Raw genomic sequence first — 18,119 nt, 5'->3', positions numbered from 1 at the left:
CCGCGGCCCGGCCCACCGGGTCGGGGTGCCTGCGCCGGGCACGCCCGGAACGCTACGTAGACTGGGGCCGTGAGCGACAAGGCCGAGCAGAACCCGTACACCACCCGCCCCTCCGACGCCGGGGCCACCGGCCCGGAGGCCGAGCTGCGGGCGGTGGAGACCGAACTCTCCGGCCGCTGGCCAGAGAACAAGCTGGAGCCCTCGCTCGACCGGATCGACGCCCTGATGGACATCCTGGGCCGGCCCCAGCGCTCCTACCCGTCGATCCACATCACCGGCACCAACGGCAAGACCTCGACCGCCCGCATGGTCGAGCAGCTGCTCGGCGCCTTCGAGCTGCGCACCGGCCGCTACACCAGCCCGCACGTCGAGTCGGTCACCGAGCGGATCAGCCTGGACGGCGCGCCGATCAGCGCCGAGAAGTTCGTCGAGACCTACCGCGACATCGAGCCCTACGTGCGGATGGTGGACGAGAGCCAGCCGGTGGCGATGTCCTTCTTCGAGGTGCTGACCGGCATGGCGTACGCGGCCTTCGCCGACGCCCCGGTGGACGTCGCCGTGGTCGAGGTCGGCATGGGCGGTTCCTGGGACGCCACCAACGTCATCGACGCCGCCGTCGCGGTGATCACCCCGATCGGCCTGGACCACACCGACAAGCTGGGGGACACCCCCGGCGCGATCGCGGTGGAGAAGTCCGGGATCATCAAGCAGGGCGCGCTCGCCGTCGTCGCCCAGCAGCAGCTGGACGCCGCGCAGACCATCCTCAAGCGCGCCGTCGAGGTGGACGCCACCGTCGCCCGCGAGGGCATCGAGTTCGGCGTGATCCGCCGCGAGGTCGCGGTCGGCGGCCAGCTGGTCACCCTGCGCGGGCTCGGCGGCGCCGAGTACGAGGACGTCTTCATCCCGCTGCACGGCGCCTACCAGGCGCACAACGCCGCCCTCGCGCTCGCCGCGGTCGAGGCGTTCTTCGGCGTCGGCGCGGCCGGCGGCGGGCAGCTCGACACGGACAAGGTCCGCCGGGCGTTCTCCGGGGTCTCCTCGCCGGGCCGCCTCGAGGTCGTCCGCCGCAGCCCCACCGTCATCCTGGACGCCGCGCACAACCCGCACGGCGCCGAGGCCACCGTCGCCGCGATCGGCGAGGCCTTCGGCTTCACCAAGCTGGTCGGCGTGATCGGCACCAGCGGCGACAAGGACGTCTCGGGCCTGCTGGAGGTCTTCGAGCCGATCCTCGCCGAGGTCGTCATCACCCAGAACTCCACCCACCGCGCGATGCCCGTCGACGAGCTGGCCGCGCTCGCCGTGGAGATCTTCGGTGAGGATCGTGTGCAGGTCGAGCCCCGGCTGGACGACGCCATCGACGCGGCCGTCACCCTCGCCGAGGAGGAGGACCTCGGCGGCGCCGGCGTCCTGGTCACCGGCTCGGTCATCACGGTGGGCGAGGCACGCCTGCTGTTCGGAAGGAAGTAGCCACCGATGCGGACCCTCTGCTCCTCGACGCTGATCGGCGAGGCCCTGCTCATCCTCTTCGCCGGTCTGGTCGCCATGCAGCTCTCCGACGTGCCCGCCGGCACGATCTGGGCGGTCAGCGGCGTCGCCATGGCGCTCTGCGTGCTGCTCTGCGGCATGATCGAGCGCCCCGGCGCGGTCGCGATCGGCTGGGTGCTGCAGATCGGCCTGATCGCCAGCGGCCTGGTGCTGCCCACCATGTACGGCCTCGGCGCGGTCTTCGCCGCGCTGTGGTGGTGCTCGGTGCACTACGGCCGCAAGATCGACGCGATCAAGGCTGCCCGCGCCGCCGAGGCCGTGCAGGCCGCCTGACCCTCTCTGAGCGGCCCTTTCGTATCCGCGGGCTGCGCACCCAGGTAGGGTCTGCGGTGGCGCACTCACCCTGCCGAAGCCGACCCTCTGGAGCCCCACCGTGTCCCAGCGCACTCTCGTCCTGCTCAAGCCCGACGCCGTCAAGCGAGGCCTGGCCGGCGAGATCATCAGCCGTATCGAGCGCAAGGCGAACTGGCGGCTCGTCGCCCTGGAGCTGCGCACCTTCGACCGGGCGACGCTGGAGCAGCACTACGCCGAGCACGTCGGCCGCCCGTTCTACGAGCCGCTGCTGGAGTTCATGACCTCCGGCCCGTCGATCGCGCTGATCGTCGAGGGCGAGAACGTCATCCCCGGCATCCGCGCGCTGGCCGGCGCCACCGACCCGCTGCAGGCCGGCCCCGGCACCATCCGCGGCGACTACGCCACCATCACCCGTGAGAACCTGATCCACGCCTCCGACTCGGAGGCCTCCGCCGAGCGCGAGATCAAGATCTTCTTCCCCGCGAACGCCTGATTCCCGTCTGACGTACGCCCAGGTCGGGCCGGGTGCAACCGCCCTGGCCCGACCAGGTGGAATCGGACGGACCGGCCCCGAAAACGCGGAACCCGGAGCGCCGACACGGCGTCCCAATCCCGGGAAGAGCGGATCGGCCGCCGGAGAATGGCCAGCATGCCGTACCTCGCCGTCCGCGGTGAGCGGGCCTGGCTACGATGGACGCAACTCATGGGTCCGGTACGGCTGCTCAGCTGATGTCAGCCCTGTCGTGGGCGCGCGATCGGCCCACTCCCCGCACATGCACAACGAGCTCGGGAAGGCACTGCACACCCCATGGCCAACAATCTGTCGTTCATCGGCCGTGACATGGCGATCGACCTCGGCACTGCCAACACGCTGGTGTACGTCAGGGGCAAGGGGATCGTCCTCAACGAGCCGTCGGTCGTCGCGGTGAACACCAACACCGGCGGCATCCTCGCGGTCGGCGCCGAGGCGAAGAAGATGATCGGGCGCACGCCCGGCAACATCGTCGCCATCCGCCCGCTCAAGGACGGCGTCATCGCCGACTTCGAGATCACCGAGCGGATGCTCCGCTACTTCATCCTCAAGATCCACCGGCGCCGCTACCTGGCCCGCCCGCGCGTCGTCGTCTGCGTGCCCTCCGGCATCACCGGCGTCGAGCGCCGCGCCGTCATCGAGGCCAGCGCCCAGGCCGGCGCCCGCCAGGTGCACATCATCGAGGAGCCGATGGCCGCCGCGATCGGCGCCGGCCTGCCGGTGCACGAGCCCACCGGCAACATGGTCGTCGACATCGGCGGCGGCACCACCGAGGTCGCCGTGATCTCCCTCGGCGGGATCGTCACCGCGCAGTCCCTGCGGGTCGCCGGCGACGAGCTGGACAACGCCATCGTCCAGCACATCAAGAAGGAGTACAGCCTCCTCCTCGGCGAGCGCAGCGCCGAGCAGATCAAGATGTCGATCGGCTCCGCCTTCGCGCTGGAGGGCGAGAAGGACGAGCACGCCGAGATCCGCGGCCGAGACCTCGTCAGCGGCCTGCCCAAGACCGTCGTCATCTCCGCCGCCGAGATCCGCGAGGCCATCGACGAGCCGGTGGACTCCATCATCGACGCGGTGAAGACCACCCTCGACCAGTGCCCGCCCGAGCTCGCCGGCGACGTCATGGACCGCGGCATCGTGCTCACCGGCGGCGGCGCACTGCTGCGCGGCCTCGACGAGCGGCTGCGCCGCGAGACCGGCATGCCCATCCACATCGCGGAGAACCCGCTGGACTCGGTCGCCCTCGGCGCCGGCAAGTGCGTCGAGGAGTTCGAGGCACTCCAGCAGGTCCTGGACGCCCAGCCGCGCCGCTAGCCCCTCCCGAGGGGGGCGACCGGCGCACACGGCGTCACATCTCCAACTGAACAACCGGTACCAGGGAACGAAGGGGCGCTCCAGCACCGTGAGGGACACACGAGAGAGCCGACTACTGCTCATCCTGCTGGTCGCGGTCGCCTTCGCCCTGATCACCGTCGACATCAAGGGCGGCGAGGACTCGCCGCTCGGCGGGGCCCGCCGGGCGGCGGCCGGCGTGCTCGGCCCGGTCGAGCGCGGCGCGTCCGGCCTGGTCGACCCGGTGGCCGGCACCATCAGGGCCGTCCGCGACGCCTCCACCCACCAGCAGCGCCTCGACCTGATCACCCGGGAGAACACCGAGCTGCGCCAGCGGCTCGCCTCCTCGGACACCGCCTCCGGCCGCACCAAGCAGCTCGACGACCTGCTGCGTACGGCCGGCAACGGCGGATACACCATCAAGGCCGCCCAGGTCATCGCGATCGGCGCCGCCCAGGGCTTCTCCTGGACGATCACCATCGACGCCGGCAGCGACGACGGCCTCACCCGCGACATGACCGTCATCAACGGCCAGGGCCTGGTCGGCCGGGTCACCACCGTCGCCCCCACCACCGCCACCGTGCTGCTCGCCTCCGACCCCGGCTTCACCGTCGGCACCCGGCTGGAGGGCAGCGACGAGATCGGCTTCGCGGCCGGCCAGGGCACCAGCCCGATGAAGGTCCAGCTGCTCAACGGCCGGGCCAAGGTCCAGACCGGCGACCGGGTCGTCACCTTCGGCTCGCAGAGCGGCCGCCCGTTCGTCCCCGGCACGCCGGTGGGCCGGGTCGTCGAGGTCCAGGCCACCCCCGGCGAGCTCACCAAGACGATCCTGGTCGAACCGTACGTGCAGTTCACCCGGCTCGACCTGGTCGGCGTCGTGGTGGTGCCGCCGCGCAGCGACCCGCGCGACGGGGTGCTGCCGCCCAAGCCGACCGCCGCCGCGGCCAACCCGCCGGCCACCGCCCCGGCGCAGCCCACCGCCTCCACACCCGCAGGGGGGAACTGACCGTGCGTCCGAACCGCATCCTGCTCTCCGTCGTCCTGCTGCTGCTCGGCCTGGTCGTCCAGGTCAGCGTGCTCGGCCGGCTCCAGCTGCCCGGGGCCACCCCGGACCTCCTGATGCTCGTCGTGGTCGGCCTCGCCCTGGTGTACGGCCCGACCGGCGGCTGCCTGGCCGGCTTCACCGCCGGCCTGCTCGCCGACCTTGCCCCGCCCTCCGACCACGCCATCGGCCGGTACGCGCTGGTGCTCTGCCTGGTCGGCTACGCCGCCGGCCTGCTCCGCCCCGAGGGCGGCCGGCAGCGCTCCGCGGTGAGCGCCCTGATGGTCGTCGCCGTCGCCGCCGTGGTCTCCACCGGCCTGTACGCCTCGGTCGGCGCGCTGGTCGGCGACACCGCGGCCCGCCACGTCGGCCTCGCCGGGCTGGTGTTCAGCGCCCTGCTGTACGACGTGCTGCTCGCGCCGTTCGTGGTCCCGGCCGTGATGATGCTCGCCCGCCGCTTCGACGGCGGCGGCAGCAGCACGGAGACCGAGGACCTGGGGGGCTCCGGCCTCGGCAGCCTCGCCCGGTACAAGACCACCCGGGAGTCCTCGCCGATGCCGACCGGCCGCAAGAAGCGCGTCCTCGGCCTCGCCCGCCGCCCGTGACGCCCCCGCAGACCTCCGAGGAGGAGTCCCCCCAGTGAGCAACATCCCGGAGACCGGTCGCACCCAGCGGGTGACGATCCGTCTGGTGGTGCTGCAGATCCTGGTGCTCTCGCTGCTCGCCACCCTCGGCGGGCGGCTGTGGTACCTGCAGATCCGGACGGGCAACCAGTACGCCGCGCAGGCACAAGGGAACCACATCCGGGAGGTGGTGGAGCCCGCCGTCCGCGGCGAGATCCTGGACGCCTCCGGCCGGGTGCTGGTCGGCAACCAGACCAAGCTGGTCGTCTCCGTCAGCCGTACCTCCCTGCTGCAGCAGAAGGACCGCGGCAAGGCCGTGCTGACCCGGCTCGCCGAGGTCCTCGGACTGCCCGCCAAGGAGGTCCAGGACAAGGTCCGGCTGTGCGACGCCAAGACGCCCAAGCCGTGCTGGAACGGCTCGCCCTACCAGCCGATCCCGGTCACCCAGCAGGCCACCACCCAGCAGGCGCTGCAGATCATGGAGCGCCGCGAGGACTTCCCCGGCGTCACCGCGCAGTCGACCGCCCTCCGCCGCTACACCGGCGTGGAGGGCGCCAACGCCTCCCAGGTGCTCGGCTACCTCTCGCCGGTCACCGACGAGGAGGTCACCAAGACCGCCGAGAAGACCGGCCGGGAACGCCGGCTGCCCAGCGACCAGATCGGCCGGGCCGGCCTGGAGGCCGTCTACGACGACGACCTGCGCGGCACCACCGGCATCGACAAGCTGGAGGTCGACAACCTCGGCAAGGTCATCGGCAGCGCCGGCACCGTCCCCGCGCAGTCCGGCAACAACCTGGTGACCAGCATCGACGCCCGGGTGCAGAAGGCCGCCGAGGACAACCTCGCCCGGGCCATGGCGGACGCCCGCAAGGTCTACGACGACGAGACCCACAAGAACTTCGAGGCCGACTCCGGCGCCGTCGTGGTGATGGACGTCAAGACCGGCCGGATCATCGCCATGGCCAGCGCCCCGACCTTCGACCCCAACATCTGGGTCGGCGGCATCTCGGCCAAGGACTACCAGGCGCTGACCAGCAAGGAGTCCAACTACCCGCTGATCAACCGGGCCATACAGGGCCAGTCCGCCCCCGGCTCCACCTTCAAGGTGGTCTCCGCCGCCGCGGCCGCCCAGGCCGGCTACCCGCTCAGCAACAACTACCCCTGCCCGAGCAGCCTGACCATCGGCGGCCGCGAGTTCAAGAACTTCGAGAGCCAGGGCCACGGCTCCATCACCCTGGCCCGTGCCCTGGAGGTCTCCTGCGACACCGTCTTCTACGGACTGGCCTACGACCAGTGGATGAAGGACGGCGGCATCAAGCCCAAGAAGGACGCCAAGGACTGGTTCTTCGTCACCGCCAAGCAGTTCGGCCTCGGCGCCAAGACCGGCATCGACCTCCCCAGCGAGGTCACCGGGCGCATCCCGGACCGCCAGTGGAAGCAGTCCTACTACAACGCCAACAAGGACGCCTGGTGCGAGCAGGCCAAGACCGCCAAGCCGGACGACTACGCGGCGCAGATCGCCAAGGAGAACTGCGTCGACGGCTACATCATGCGCGCCGGTGACCTGGTCAACTACTCCATCGGCCAGGGCGACACCCTCGTCACCCCGCTCCAGATGGCCCGCATCTACGCGGCCCTCGCCAACGGCGGCACGCTCTACCGGCCGACCATCGGCAAGGCGATCATGAGCCCGGACGGCAAGCTGGTCCGCGAGATCGCCCCGCACGTCGACGGGAAGATCCCCACCGACGAGAAGACCCTGGAGTACATCGACGACGCCACCAAGGGCGTCATCGAGCGGGGCACCGCCGCCTGGAAGTTCACCGGCGTCGGCTGGCCGCAGAAGCAGATCGAGCTGCACGCCAAGACCGGTACCGCCGAGGTCGCCGGCAAGCAGACCACCTCGTACCTGACCACCTACAGCCGCGACTATGCCGTCGTCATGACGATGAGCCAGGCCGGTACCGGCTCGGGCGCCTCGGGCGACGCCGTCCGCCGCATCTACCAGGCGCTGTACGGCGTCGACGACAAGGGCACCATCGACAACGGCAAGGCCCTGCTGCCCAAGCCGCAGGCCGAGCTGCCGAAGTTCAACCCGGACGGCACCGCCATCATCAAGCAGGCGTCCTTCACCGGCAGCCGCACCTTCCTCGACCCGGTCCCGGGCCCGACCACCGGCACCGGCCCTGCCGTCCTCGCCCTGGCCGCCCTGGAGCCCGCCCGCGCCACCGGAAGGAGCCGGGGATGACCTCGTACGGCTCGTACCGCACCGTCCGGCTCGCGCCGCAGCGCGGCTCGATCTCCAAGGCACTCGCCAAGGACTCGCCGCTGCGCCGGATGGACTGGATCATGATCCTGGCCGCCCTGGCACTGTCCCTCGGCAGCTCGCTGCTGGTCTGGTCCGCCACCCGCGGCCGGGACACCCTCACCCACGGCGACCCGCAGTACTTCCTCTACCGGCACCTCACCAACGCCCTGGTCGGCGCGGCCCTGTGCGCCGTGACCGTCGGGATAGGGACACGGCGGCTGCGCACCGCGGTGCCGTTCGTCTACCTCGGCGTCCTGCTCATGCTGGTCGTCACCCTCACCCCGCTCGGCTCCACCATCAACGGCCAGCACTCCTGGATCCAGTTCGGCGGCGGCTTCTCGCTGCAGCCGGCCGAGTTCGCCAAGCTGTCCATCGTGATGGGCATGGCCGTGGTGCTCTCCGCCCGGGTCGACGCGGGCGAACGGGAGTTCCCGTCCTCGCGCAGCGTCGTCCAGGCGCTGGTGCTCGCCGCCGTACCGATGGGCGTCATCATGCTGATGCCCGACCTCGGCTCGGTCATGGTCATGGGCGTCGTCATCATGGGCGTCCTGCTCGCCTCCGGCGCCGCCCGGCGCTGGGTGTTCGGCCTGATCGCCGCCGGCGCCGGCGGAGCGGTGCTGATCTGGAAGCTCGGCGTGCTGAGCAAGTACCAGATCGACCGCTTCGCCGCCTTCGCCAACCCCTCGCTCGACCCGGCCGGCGTCGGCTACAACACCGCCCAGGCCCGCATCGCCATCGGCTCCGGCGGACTCACCGGCATGGGCCTCTTCCACGGCTTCCAGACCACCGGCCAGTTCGTCCCCGAGCAGCAGACCGACTTCGTGTTCAGCGTCGCCGGCGAGGAACTCGGCTTCGTCGGCGGCATCGCCCTGATCGGCCTGCTCGGCGTCATCCTCTGGCGCGCCTGCAAGATCGCCCGCCAGGCCACCGACCTGTACGGCACCGTGCTGGCGGCCGGCGTCATCACCTGGTTCGCCTTCCAGGCCTTCGAGAACATCGGGATGAACCTCGGCATCATGCCGGTGGCCGGCATCCCGCTGCCGTTCGTCTCCTACGGCGGCTCCTCGATGTTCGCCGTCTGGATCGGCATAGGGCTGCTCCAGTCCGTCCGCTCCCAGCGGCCGATAGGGGTCTGACCCGGCGGCTCACAGCAGCGCCCCGGCGGCGGCCACCACCGCCCGGGCCTGGTGCGCCACCTGCTCGCCGACCGGCACCGGGCGCACCCCGAAGCCCGTCCGGAAACGCTCCACGCGCGCGGCCAGCAGCCGCCCGGCCCGGCGCCGCAACTCCGCGGCGGCCGGGCCCTCGGCGTCCCGGAGCAGCCGCACCAGCAGCGCCGCGATCCGCACCGGCATCCGCGCCGTCTGGATCGCCACCCCCGCCAGGTGCGCCCCGCTCAGCACCGACAGCGAACCCACGTCGGCGGCCACCGCCTCCGGCGCCCAGTCCAGCGCGAGCTGCGGCACGATCGACAGGTGCCACAGCGCGGACCGCAGCAGCGGCCCCTCCGGCGCCGGCAGCAGCGGCCGGGCCAGCGCCAGCAGCTCCGCCAGCGGCTCGGTCTCCCGCAGCAGCACACCCGCCGCCTCGCCCAGCGCCCCGGCCGGATCGGGGTGCGGGGCCGCATCCGCCACCCCCGGCGCCGCCCACATCGGCACCTCCACCACCGCCGTCACCCCGCCGTGCCGCTGCACGTACGACCACGTCGAGTGCGCCGAACTCTCCGCCAGCGCCGCGAAGCGGTCCTTCGCCCCCGCCGCCGGCATCACGTACAGCCCCGGCCCCGGGCTCGGCCAGAAGAACGCGTCGTACGGGCCGCGCTCCAACGGCAGCCCCGCCGCCGCCGCGGACCGGGCGAACGGCTCCGCTAGCCCCGGCACCGGACCGGTCAGCTGCACGAACGTGCCGCCGACGTCCACCCCGTGCAGCGAGCACTGCAGGAACGGCCGCAGCTCGTCGATCACCGCCGTCAGCGCGGCCGTCTCCGGCAGCGCCGCCCGCCCCGAACCCGCCGTCGGCAGCCACTCCGGCTGGTCCTCCAGCGCCGGCCGGTAGAACGAGCGGTAGTGCCGCTCCATGGTGAGCGGCCCGCCCAGCCAGCCCTCGTTCAGCGCCGCACCGTCCGGATCGAGGCACAGCAGCACGTTCCAGGTCACCTCGCCGCCGCGGCGCAGCTCCGGCTCCTGCACCGCCCGCTCGGCCAGGTGCAGCGCCGTCGCCGTGCCGACCGGCTCGTTGGGGTGCGGCCCACCGACCGCCAGCACGTGCCGCGGCCCGCGGCCCACCGACACCAGCACCAGCGGCCGCCCGCCCCGCGAGCGGCCGACCTGCCGCACCGCGACCAGACCGGGATGCAGCTCCGCCAGCCGGGCCGCCCGGACGGCGGCCTGCCCCGCGGACAGGTACCGGCCCGACCCGCTCGGCCGCACGGCGACCGCGCGCACCCCCGCCCTGCTCACGCCGCCGCTGCCCGTCCCGCGCAGACCCGACTCCCGTGTGACCCAGGCCCGTTGGACACAGCAGCTCCCGTGGAATCGTCGGTGCGCCGGCATGTGGGATGTGCCCCGTCAGTAGTCCACGAGTGCACGGAGGGTGTCAACACCGTTGCAGCGCGCGGAACACCGGGCGGCACCCGCACCGGCCCGGCCGCCCGTGCGCACGGCCCCGCCGTCCGGGCGGACAGGGAGAGCGGCCGGTTCGGCTACCCTTGAGGATCACCCCGTCCACGTCTCAAAGGGCTCACCGCATGCCAGTCGAATCGGTCTTCCCACGCCTGGAGGCCCTCCTCCCGCACGTCCAGAAGCCGATCCAGTACGTCGGCGGCGAGCTCAACTCGACCGTGAAGGACTGGGACAGCTGCGACGTGCGCTGGGCCCTCATGTACCCCGACGCCTACGAGGTCGGCCTCCCCAACCAGGGCGTCATGATCCTCTACGAGGTGCTCAACGAGCGCGAGGGTGTCCTCGCCGAGCGCACCTACAGCGTCTGGCCCGACCTCGAGGCCCTGATGCGCGAGCACGGCGTCCCGCAGTTCACCGTCGACGCCCACCGCCCGGTGAAGGCCTTCGACGTGTTCGGCCTGTCCTTCTCCACCGAGCTCGGCTACACCAACATGCTGACCGCGCTCGACCTCGCGGGCATCCCGCTGGAGTCCAAGGACCGCGGCATCGACGACCCGATCGTCCTCGCCGGCGGCCACGCCGCGTTCAACCCCGAGCCGATCGCCGACTTCCTCGACTGCGCCGTCGTCGGCGACGGCGAACAGGCCGTCCTCGACGTCTCCGAGATCGTCCGGGCCTGGAAGGCCGAGGGCCGCCCCGGCGGCCGCGACGAGGTGCTGCTGCGCCTCGCGAAGACCGGCGGCGTGTACGTGCCGCGCTTCTACGACGTCGAGTACCTGCCGGACGGCCGGATCGGCCGCGTCGTGCCCAACCGCCCCGGCGTCCCGTGGCGGGTCTCCAAGCACACCGTCATGGACCTCGACGAGTGGCCCTACCCCAAGCAGCCGCTCGTCCCGCTCGCCGAGACCGTCCACGAGCGGATGTCGGTGGAGATCTTCCGCGGCTGCACCCGCGGCTGCCGCTTCTGCCAGGCCGGCATGATCACGCGCCCCGTGCGGGAGCGAAGCATCACCGGCATCGGCGAGATGGTCGACCGCGGCCTCAAGGCCACCGGCTTCGAGGAGGTCGGCCTGCTCTCGCTGTCCAGCGCCGACCACTCCGAGATCGCCGACGTCACCAAGGGCCTCGCCGACCGCTACGCCGAGGACAAGATCGGCCTGTCGCTGCCGTCCACCCGCGTCGACGCCTTCAACATCGACCTGGCGAACGAGCTCTCCCGCAACGGCCGCCGCTCCGGTCTGACCTTCGCTCCCGAGGGCGGCAGCGAGCGCATCCGCAAGGTGATCAACAAGATGGTGTCCGAGGAGGACCTCATCAACACGGTCGCCACCGCCTACGGCAACGGCTGGCGCCAGGTGAAGCTGTACTTCATGTGCGGCCTGCCCACCGAGACCGACGAGGACGTCCTCCAGATCGGCGAAATGGCGAAGAACGTCATCGCCAAGGGCCGCGAGGTCACCGGCGGCAACGACATCCGCTGCACCGTCTCCATCGGCGGCTTCGTGCCCAAGCCGCACACCCCCTTCCAGTGGGCGCCGCAGCTCTCCGCCGAGGACACCGACGCCCGCCTCGCCAAGCTGCGCGACTCCATCCGGCACGACCGCAAGTTCGGCAAGAATATCGGCTTCCGCTACCACGACGGCAAGCCCGGCATCGTCGAGGGCCTGCTCTCCCGCGGCGACCGCCGGATCGGCGCCGTCATCCGCGCCGTCTACGACGACGGCGGCCGCTTCGACGGCTGGCGCGAGCACTTCTCCTACGACCGCTGGATGGCCTGCGCCGAGAAGGGCCTCGCCGGCACCGGCGTCGACGTCGACTGGTACACCACCCGCGAGCGCACCTACGAGGAGGTGCTGCCCTGGGACCACCTGGACAGCGGCCTCGACAAGGACTGGCTCTGGGAGGACTGGCAGGACGCCCTCGAAGAGGTCGAGGTCGAGGACTGCCGCTGGACCCCGTGCTTCGACTGCGGCGTCTGTCCTCAGATGGACACCCACATCCAGGTCGGCCCCACCGGCAAGAAGCTGCTGCCGCTGACCGTGGTCAAGTCGTAACACCGCAGCGCAACCCGACGGCCCTCTCCGGCGTACCTGCCGGGGAGGGCCGTCGCACGACGAGGGGGGACAGATGACCGAGGACCGGCCGGGCGAGGGGTGCCTGGTGGCGTTCGTCCGGGTGCCCGCGCGGATCTTCGCGCTGTTGGTCGTGGTGCCGCTGCGCTTCGTGTGGGAGCTGCTGCTCGCCGTCGTGCTGCGCCCGCTCGGCCGGGTGCTGGAGTGGCTCGTGGTGCAGATCGGCCGGCTCCTGTACTGGACGGTGGTGTGGCCGCTCGTCCAGCTGTACCGGTACGTGCTCACGCCCTGCGGACACGCGCTGGCCTGGCTCGGCCGGTACCTGGTGGTCGTCCCGCTGGCCTGGCTGGGCTGGGAGGTGCTGGCGCCGGCCGGGCGGGCCGTGTGGGCGGCGCTCTGCTGGTGCGGCCGTGTGCTGTTCGCGCTGCCGCTGCGCTGGCTGGGCCGCAACGCCCTGATGCCGCTGGGCCGCGGGCTGCTGGTGCTGCTCGAGGCGGTCGGCACCGGCCTCGCCTGGCTCGGCCGCTGCCTGGTGGTCGTGCCGCTCGCGGCGCTGTGGCGGTACGTGCTGGCGCCGTGCGGCCGCGGGGTGCTGTGGCTGCTGTCCGCCCTCGCCCGCGGGTTCGCCTGGACGGCCCGCGTCCTGGTGGCGGTGCCGCTGGTGTGGCTGTGGCGGGTGCTGCTGTACCCGGTGCTCCGCGAGGTGGGGAGGGCGATCGCCTGGGCCTGGCGGATCGGCGGGCGGATCTGGCGCTTCCTGGTGGTGCGGCCGTGCCGCTGGGTGCGGCGCGAGGTGTGGTGGCCGGCCAAGGCGGAGATCGCGCGGGTGCTCCGGGAGGTCCGGCGGGCCCTCGTGGGGTGACCCGGTCCGGGCGGCGGGCCCGGGCGCGTACCCTTGTCCTGACAAGCAACCGGCCGCGACGGCCGGTCGGGACACCGATCTAAGGACTGAGCAGCCCTGGCACGCCGCACGCCCGACGGTCCGCCGCCCGCGCCGACGGTGCAGCGCATCCGTCTCCGCTACACCAAGCGCGGCCGTCTGCGCTTCACCAGCCACCGGGACTTCCAGCGGGCGTTCGAGCGCGCGCTCCGCCGCTCGGCCGTTCCGATGGCGTACTCCGCCGGCTTCACCCCGCACCCGAAGGTCTCCTACGCCAACGCCGCCCCGACGGGTGTCGCCAGCGAGGCGGAGTACCTGGAGATCGGTCTCGCGGAGGCCCGCGACCCCGAGGCGCTCCGCGCGCAGCTGGACGAGTCGCTGCCGCCCGGCCTGGACATCGTCGACGCCGTCGAGGTCCGCACGCCCAACTTCGTCGAGCGCCTGGAGGCCTCCGAGTGGCGGGTGCGGCTGGCCGGCGTGGAGGGCGGGGAGGCGGCCCGCGCGGTGGCCGCGTTCCTGGCCGAGGAGGCCGTCGAGGTGCAGCGGCTGACCAAGAACGGCATGCGGGTGTTCGACACCCGTGCAGCCGTCGCCGCCCTCGAACTGCTCCCGCCGCAGGTCGGCGATGGTAACGACACTGGCACAGACCGTGCCGACGATGTTCGTCCGGGCGCTCCCTGTGCGATACTGCGGCTGGTAGTACGACACGCCACACCCGCCGTACGACCCGACGACGTTTTGTCCGGTCTCCGTGCGACGGCCGACCTGGCGCCGCCGGTCCCCGCTGAGGTGACCAGGCTGGCGCAGGGGCCGCTCGACGAGGGGACCGGCACGGTGACCGACCCGCTGGCGCTCGATCGCGCCGCGGCCCCTGCAGGCCGATAGCGGCCGCAGGGCCGCGCGCCTCGTGCCGACCGCCGAGCGGGCAGGGAGCCAGGGCCCGCCACCGGGCCGTGGCTCCCCGGTTCCCGCGGCTTCCCAGGGGAGCGAGCGCCGTCGCACGCAGCCGGGCCCCGCGGCCCGACCTGGACAACCGAGAAGACTGGTCAGACCAGAAGACTTTCGGCACCCCGCGCCGTGCGGGGCGTCGAGCGAGACTACGAGCTCCTGTGCGGCCTCGCGTCCGCACGGCGGCACCGTGGGAGTCGCCACGCAATCACCGTGGCCGACCGTGACCCAGGTGTCGAGCCGTGCCCGGATGCGGAGCCCGGGGGCCTGACGGGAGATCCACCCGCATGCTCGAGAACACCGAACCGCAGTCCGCTGCGGAACCGGCCGACACCCCTGTCGACGGCGCGTCCGCCGCTCCGCCGCGCCGCCGGCGCCGGGCGGTGTCCCGCCCGGCCGGTGCGCCGCAGGGCGCTGCCGCGGAGACGGCCGAGACCGTCCTGCCCGTGGAGCCGGAGCCGGCCGAGGCGCCCGCTGCCGAGGCTCCGGCCGTCGAGGCCGAGGCGCCCGCCGAGAAGCCGGCGCGCCCGCGCCGCACCCGCAAGCGCGTCGAGGCCCCGGCCGGCGCACCCGAGAAGACCCCGATCGTGGTGACCGAGCCCGTGGAGGCCCCGGTCGCCGAGATTCCCGCCGCGGAGGCGCCCGCAGTCGAGGCTCCGGCCGCCGAGGTGCCGGCCGTAGAGGTCGAGGCGCCCGCCGAGAAGCCCGCCCGTGCCCGCCGCACCCGCAAGCGTGCCGAGTCCCCGGCCGGTGCGCCGGCCGCCGAGGAGGCCCCGGCCGCGCCCGCCGCCGAGCCGGCTGTTGCTGAGCCTGCTGAGACCGCCGAGGAGCCCGCCACCGAGGCCGCGGAGGCCGTCGAGCAGCCGGCCGCCCCGGCCCGCCGCACCCGCCGTCGCCGCGTGGTCGAGCAGGCCGCGCCGGCCGTCGAGGAGGCGCCCGCCGAGCCGGTCGCCGAGGATGCCGCCGCCGAGGAGCCCGCCGCCGAGGCCGAGCCTGAGGCCGTCGAGGAGGAGCCGGAGGCCGCCGAGGCCCCGGCCGCCGAGCCGGAGCCGTCGCACCGGGTGCGCCGCCGCGCCGTCCGCCCGTCCACCGCGATCTTCCAGGCCCCGGTCTTCCAGGAGCCCGCCCCCTACGTCGCCCCGGCCCCCGCGGAGAAGCCCGCGCGCGCCGAGAAGCCCGTGCGCGCCGAGGCCGCCCCGGCCGCCGAGGGCACGGAGGAGGAGTACGAGTACAGCGGCGTCGGCCGCCGCCGCCGGGTCCGCACCCCCGTCCGGGTGCAGCCGCCCGCGCGGGTCGAGGTCGCGCCCGCGCCGCAGGAGCCCGCCGAGGAGCCCGAGGCCCCCGAGGCCGGCCCCGAGCAGGAGGGCGAGTGGGAGGAGGACGGCCGTCCGTCCCGCCGCCGCCGTCGGGGCGGCCGTCGCCGCCGCCGCGGTGAGGCCGAGGAGCCGGAGGCCGTCGAGGCCGCTGCCGAGCCGCAGGCCGAGGACGAGGGCGCCGAGGAAGGTGCCGAGGAGGAGCCGGAGGAGGACGAGGACGAGCTCGCCGCCGGGCTGTCCTCCTCGCGCCGCCGTCGCCGTCGCCGCCGCCGCGGCGGTGAGGGTACCGCCGAGCAGGGCGAGACCACCGAGGACGGCGTCCGCACGGTGGTGAAGGTGCGCGAGCCGCGCCGCCGCTCCACCGAGCCGTCGTTCGACCCGGACGAGGTGCAGTCCATCAAGGGCTCCACCCGCCTGGAGGCCAAGAAGCAGCGCCGCCGCGAGGGCCGCGAGCTGGGCCGCCGCCGGGTGCCGATCATCACCGAGGCCGAGTTCCTGGCCCGCCGCGAGTCGGTCGAGCGGGTCATGGTGGTGCGCCAGAACGGCGAGCGCACCCAGATCGGCGTGCTCGAGGACGGCGTGCTGGTCGAGCACTACGTCAACAAGGAGCAGGCCACCAGCTACGTCGGCAACGTCTACCTGGGCAAGGTCCAGAACGTGCTGCCGTCCATGGAGGCCGCCTTCGTCGACATCGGCAAGGGCCGCAACGCGGTGCTCTACGCCGGTGAGGTCAACTTCGGCGCGCTGGGCGGCCACGGCGGCCCGCGCCGGATCGAGTCGGTGCTGAAGTCCGGCCAGTCCGTGCTGGTGCAGGTCTCCAAGGACCCGATCGGCCACAAGGGCGCCCGCCTGACCAGCCAGATCTCGCTGCCCGGCCGCTACCTGGTCTACGTGCCCGAGGGCTCGATGACCGGCATCAGCCGCAAGCTGCCGGAGAACGAGCGGGCCCGCCTCAAGCAGATCCTCAAGAAGATCGTCCCGGACGACGCCGGCGTGATCGTGCGCACCGCCGCCGAGGGCGCCAGCGAGGAGGAGCTGACCCGGGACGTCCAGCGCCTGCAGCAGCAGTGGGAGGACATCCAGAAGAAGGCCGCCTCCGGCAACGCCCCGGTGCTGCTCTACGGCGAGCCGGACATGACCGTCCGGGTCGTCCGCGACATCTTCAACGAGGACTTCACCAAGGTCATCGTCAGCGGCGGCGACGCGTGGAACACCATCCACGACTACGTCTCCAACGTGGCTCCGGACCTCGCCGAGCGCCTGCAGCGCTGGACCTCGGACGTGGACGTCTTCGCCACCTACCGGATCGACGAGCAGCTGATGAAGGCGCTGGACCGCAAGGTCTGGCTGCCGAGCGGCGGTTCGCTGGTGATCGACCGGACCGAGGCGATGGTCGTTGTCGACGTCAACACCGGCAAGTTCGTCGGCCAGGGCGGCAACCTCGAGGAGACCGTCACCCGCAACAACATCGAGGCGGCCGAGGAGATCGTCCGCCAGCTGCGGCTGCGCGACCTCGGCGGCATCATCGTGATCGACTTCATCGACATGGTGCTGGAGTCCAACCGCGACCTGGTGCTGCGCCGCCTGCTGGAGTGCCTGGGCCGCGACCGCACCAAGCACCAGGTGGCCGAGGTCACCTCGCTGGGCCTGGTGCAGATGACCCGCAAGCGGGTCGGCCAGGGCCTGCTGGAGTCCTTCTCCGAGGCCTGCGTGCACTGCAACGGCCGCGGCGTCATCGTGCACATGGACCAGCCGCACACCCACGGCGGCGGGGGCGGCACCCCGGCCACCGGCGAGGCGGGCGGTTCCAAGCGCCGCCGCCGCGGCAAGGGCGGCGCCCAGGCCGAGCCGCAGGGCGAGGCCGTCGCCGAGGCCACGGAGGCCGCCGAGATCGAGGTCGTCGAGATCGAGGTGCCGGAGCCGGTGGAGGCCGCCGCCGCGGTGGCCGTCGAGGAGGTCGAGGCCCCCGAGGCCGCGCCCGTCGCCGAGCAGGCCGAGCAGCCGGAGGCGGAGCCGGTCGCGGCCCCCGCGGGCCGTCCGCGCCGCCGTGCGGTGCGCAAGGCGACCGCGCCGGCGGGTGCGCCGGCCGGGGCCGAGATCGTGGTCCTGCAGGCCCGCGCCGAGGCCGCGATGGAGGCGGCCCTGGCCGCCGCCGAGCAGCCGGCCGGGGAGCCCGTTGTGGCCGAGGAGCCGGTCGAGAGCCCCGTCGCCGCCGAGCCCGAGACCGTCGAGCCGGTGGCGGAGGAGGCCGAGCCGGTCGCCGAGGCCCCGGTCGTCGAGGAGGCCGCCGCGGAGGAGGCCGAGGAGCCCGCGCCCAAGAAGCGCGCGCCCCGCAAGGCCGCCGCCAAGAAGACCGCCGCCGCGAAGAAGACCACGGCGGCCAAGAAGACCACCGCCCGCAAGACCGCCACCAAGCGGACGAGCGCGGCGGCCAAGAAGGCCGCGGCCGCCGAAGGTGACGGCGCCGCCGAGTAACGCCTCGCGGCCCGGGGCGGCAGCCGCCGCCCCGGGCCCGGTAGGGCCCGGTTTGCCCCTGAGGAGGCCGGTCCGTATTCTTGACCCTCGGCGTGTTGACGCCATGCTCCCGAGCACTTCACCTCCTGTTT

The 18,119-nt window shown here is 73.1% G+C and carries 13 protein-coding genes; 12 read left to right on the top strand and 1 reads right to left on the bottom strand.

Annotated elements, in window-relative coordinates; translation table 11 throughout:
* Positions 1–69: 69 nt before the first annotated feature.
* The 8 genes from folC (at position 70) to ACQ614_RS12160 (ending at position 8,812) form a co-directional block, all read left to right on the top strand.
* Complete coding sequence (gene folC, locus ACQ614_RS12195) at positions 70–1,467, top strand: bifunctional tetrahydrofolate synthase/dihydrofolate synthase (protein WP_431678531.1); 1,398 nt, start codon at positions 70–72, stop codon at positions 1,465–1,467.
* A 6-nt stretch (positions 1,468–1,473) separates the two neighbouring features.
* Positions 1,474–1,818 carry a DUF4233 domain-containing protein gene (locus tag ACQ614_RS12190; RefSeq protein WP_431678530.1) on the top strand — a complete coding sequence of 115 codons (345 nt, stop codon included), beginning with the start codon at positions 1,474–1,476 and terminating at the stop codon, positions 1,816–1,818.
* 100 nt (positions 1,819–1,918) lie between these two features.
* Positions 1,919–2,332, top strand: coding sequence for a nucleoside-diphosphate kinase (ndk, locus tag ACQ614_RS12185; protein WP_431678529.1), 414 nt, complete (start codon positions 1,919–1,921; stop codon positions 2,330–2,332).
* A 327-nt stretch (positions 2,333–2,659) separates the two neighbouring features.
* On the top strand, positions 2,660–3,685 hold the full coding sequence (locus ACQ614_RS12180) for a rod shape-determining protein (protein ID WP_431683901.1): 1,026 nt from the start codon (positions 2,660–2,662) through the stop codon (positions 3,683–3,685).
* An 88-nt stretch (positions 3,686–3,773) separates the two neighbouring features.
* Positions 3,774–4,709: a rod shape-determining protein MreC gene (mreC, locus tag ACQ614_RS12175; RefSeq protein ID WP_431678528.1), complete on the top strand. Its 936-nt coding sequence runs from the start codon at positions 3,774–3,776 to the stop codon at positions 4,707–4,709.
* Positions 4,710–4,711: 2 nt separating this feature from the next.
* Positions 4,712–5,350 carry a rod shape-determining protein MreD gene (gene mreD / locus ACQ614_RS12170; protein ID WP_431678527.1) on the top strand — a complete coding sequence of 213 codons (639 nt, stop codon included), beginning with the start codon at positions 4,712–4,714 and terminating at the stop codon, positions 5,348–5,350.
* A 34-nt stretch (positions 5,351–5,384) separates the two neighbouring features.
* Positions 5,385–7,616, top strand: a complete 2,232-nt coding sequence (mrdA, locus tag ACQ614_RS12165; protein WP_431678525.1) for a penicillin-binding protein 2 — start codon at positions 5,385–5,387, stop codon at positions 7,614–7,616.
* Positions 7,613–8,812 carry an FtsW/RodA/SpoVE family cell cycle protein gene (locus ACQ614_RS12160; protein WP_431678524.1) on the top strand — a complete coding sequence of 400 codons (1,200 nt, stop codon included), beginning with the start codon at positions 7,613–7,615 and terminating at the stop codon, positions 8,810–8,812. The genes mrdA and ACQ614_RS12160 overlap by 4 nt, the downstream gene beginning before the upstream one ends.
* 9 nt (positions 8,813–8,821) lie before the next feature.
* Here ACQ614_RS12160 and ACQ614_RS12155 read toward each other — a convergent pair whose 3' ends face one another.
* Entirely contained in the window at positions 8,822–10,120 is a 1,299-nt protein-coding gene (locus tag ACQ614_RS12155) for a M14 family zinc carboxypeptidase (RefSeq protein ID WP_431678523.1), read from the bottom strand.
* Between the two features lie 302 nt (positions 10,121–10,422).
* On the opposite strand from ACQ614_RS12155, the gene ACQ614_RS12150 reads away from it, so the two are divergent.
* The 4 genes from ACQ614_RS12150 (at position 10,423) to ACQ614_RS12135 (ending at position 17,988) form a co-directional block, all read left to right on the top strand.
* Positions 10,423–12,351: a TIGR03960 family B12-binding radical SAM protein gene (locus ACQ614_RS12150; RefSeq protein WP_431678522.1), complete on the top strand. Its 1,929-nt coding sequence runs from the start codon at positions 10,423–10,425 to the stop codon at positions 12,349–12,351.
* Positions 12,352–12,424: 73 nt separating this feature from the next.
* Positions 12,425–13,231, top strand: a complete 807-nt coding sequence (locus ACQ614_RS12145; RefSeq protein ID WP_431678521.1) for a hypothetical protein — start codon at positions 12,425–12,427, stop codon at positions 13,229–13,231.
* Between the two features lie 138 nt (positions 13,232–13,369).
* Complete coding sequence (locus ACQ614_RS12140; protein ID WP_431678520.1) at positions 13,370–14,134, top strand: TIGR03936 family radical SAM-associated protein; 765 nt, start codon at positions 13,370–13,372, stop codon at positions 14,132–14,134.
* Positions 14,135–14,484: 350 nt separating this feature from the next.
* The gene (locus ACQ614_RS12135; protein WP_431678519.1) at positions 14,485–17,988 is read left to right on the top strand and encodes an Rne/Rng family ribonuclease; all 3,504 of its coding nucleotides are present in this window, start codon (positions 14,485–14,487) and stop codon (positions 17,986–17,988) included.
* Positions 17,989–18,119: the final 131 nt, after the last annotated feature.

Source organism: Kitasatospora dryopteridis, assembly GCF_050749075.1.
Classification (GTDB): Bacteria; Actinomycetota; Actinomycetes; order Streptomycetales; family Streptomycetaceae; genus Kitasatospora.
The sequence above is the reverse complement of the archived record's forward strand: the minus strand, read 5'-3'. Positions and strand labels throughout refer to the sequence as shown.

Excerpts from the sequence above, each read along its gene's own strand:
- ACQ614_RS12190 (WP_431678530.1), top strand. The coding sequence starts at position 1,474 with ATGCGGACCCTCTGCTCCTCGACGCTGATCGGCGAGGCCCTGCTCATC.
- ACQ614_RS12160 (WP_431678524.1), top strand. The coding sequence starts at position 7,613 with ATGACCTCGTACGGCTCGTACCGCACCGTCCGGCTCGCGCCGCAGCGC.
- ACQ614_RS12150 (WP_431678522.1), top strand. The coding sequence starts at position 10,423 with ATGCCAGTCGAATCGGTCTTCCCACGCCTGGAGGCCCTCCTCCCGCAC.
- ACQ614_RS12145 (WP_431678521.1), top strand. The coding sequence starts at position 12,425 with ATGACCGAGGACCGGCCGGGCGAGGGGTGCCTGGTGGCGTTCGTCCGG.
- ACQ614_RS12135 (WP_431678519.1), top strand. The coding sequence starts at position 14,485 with ATGCTCGAGAACACCGAACCGCAGTCCGCTGCGGAACCGGCCGACACC.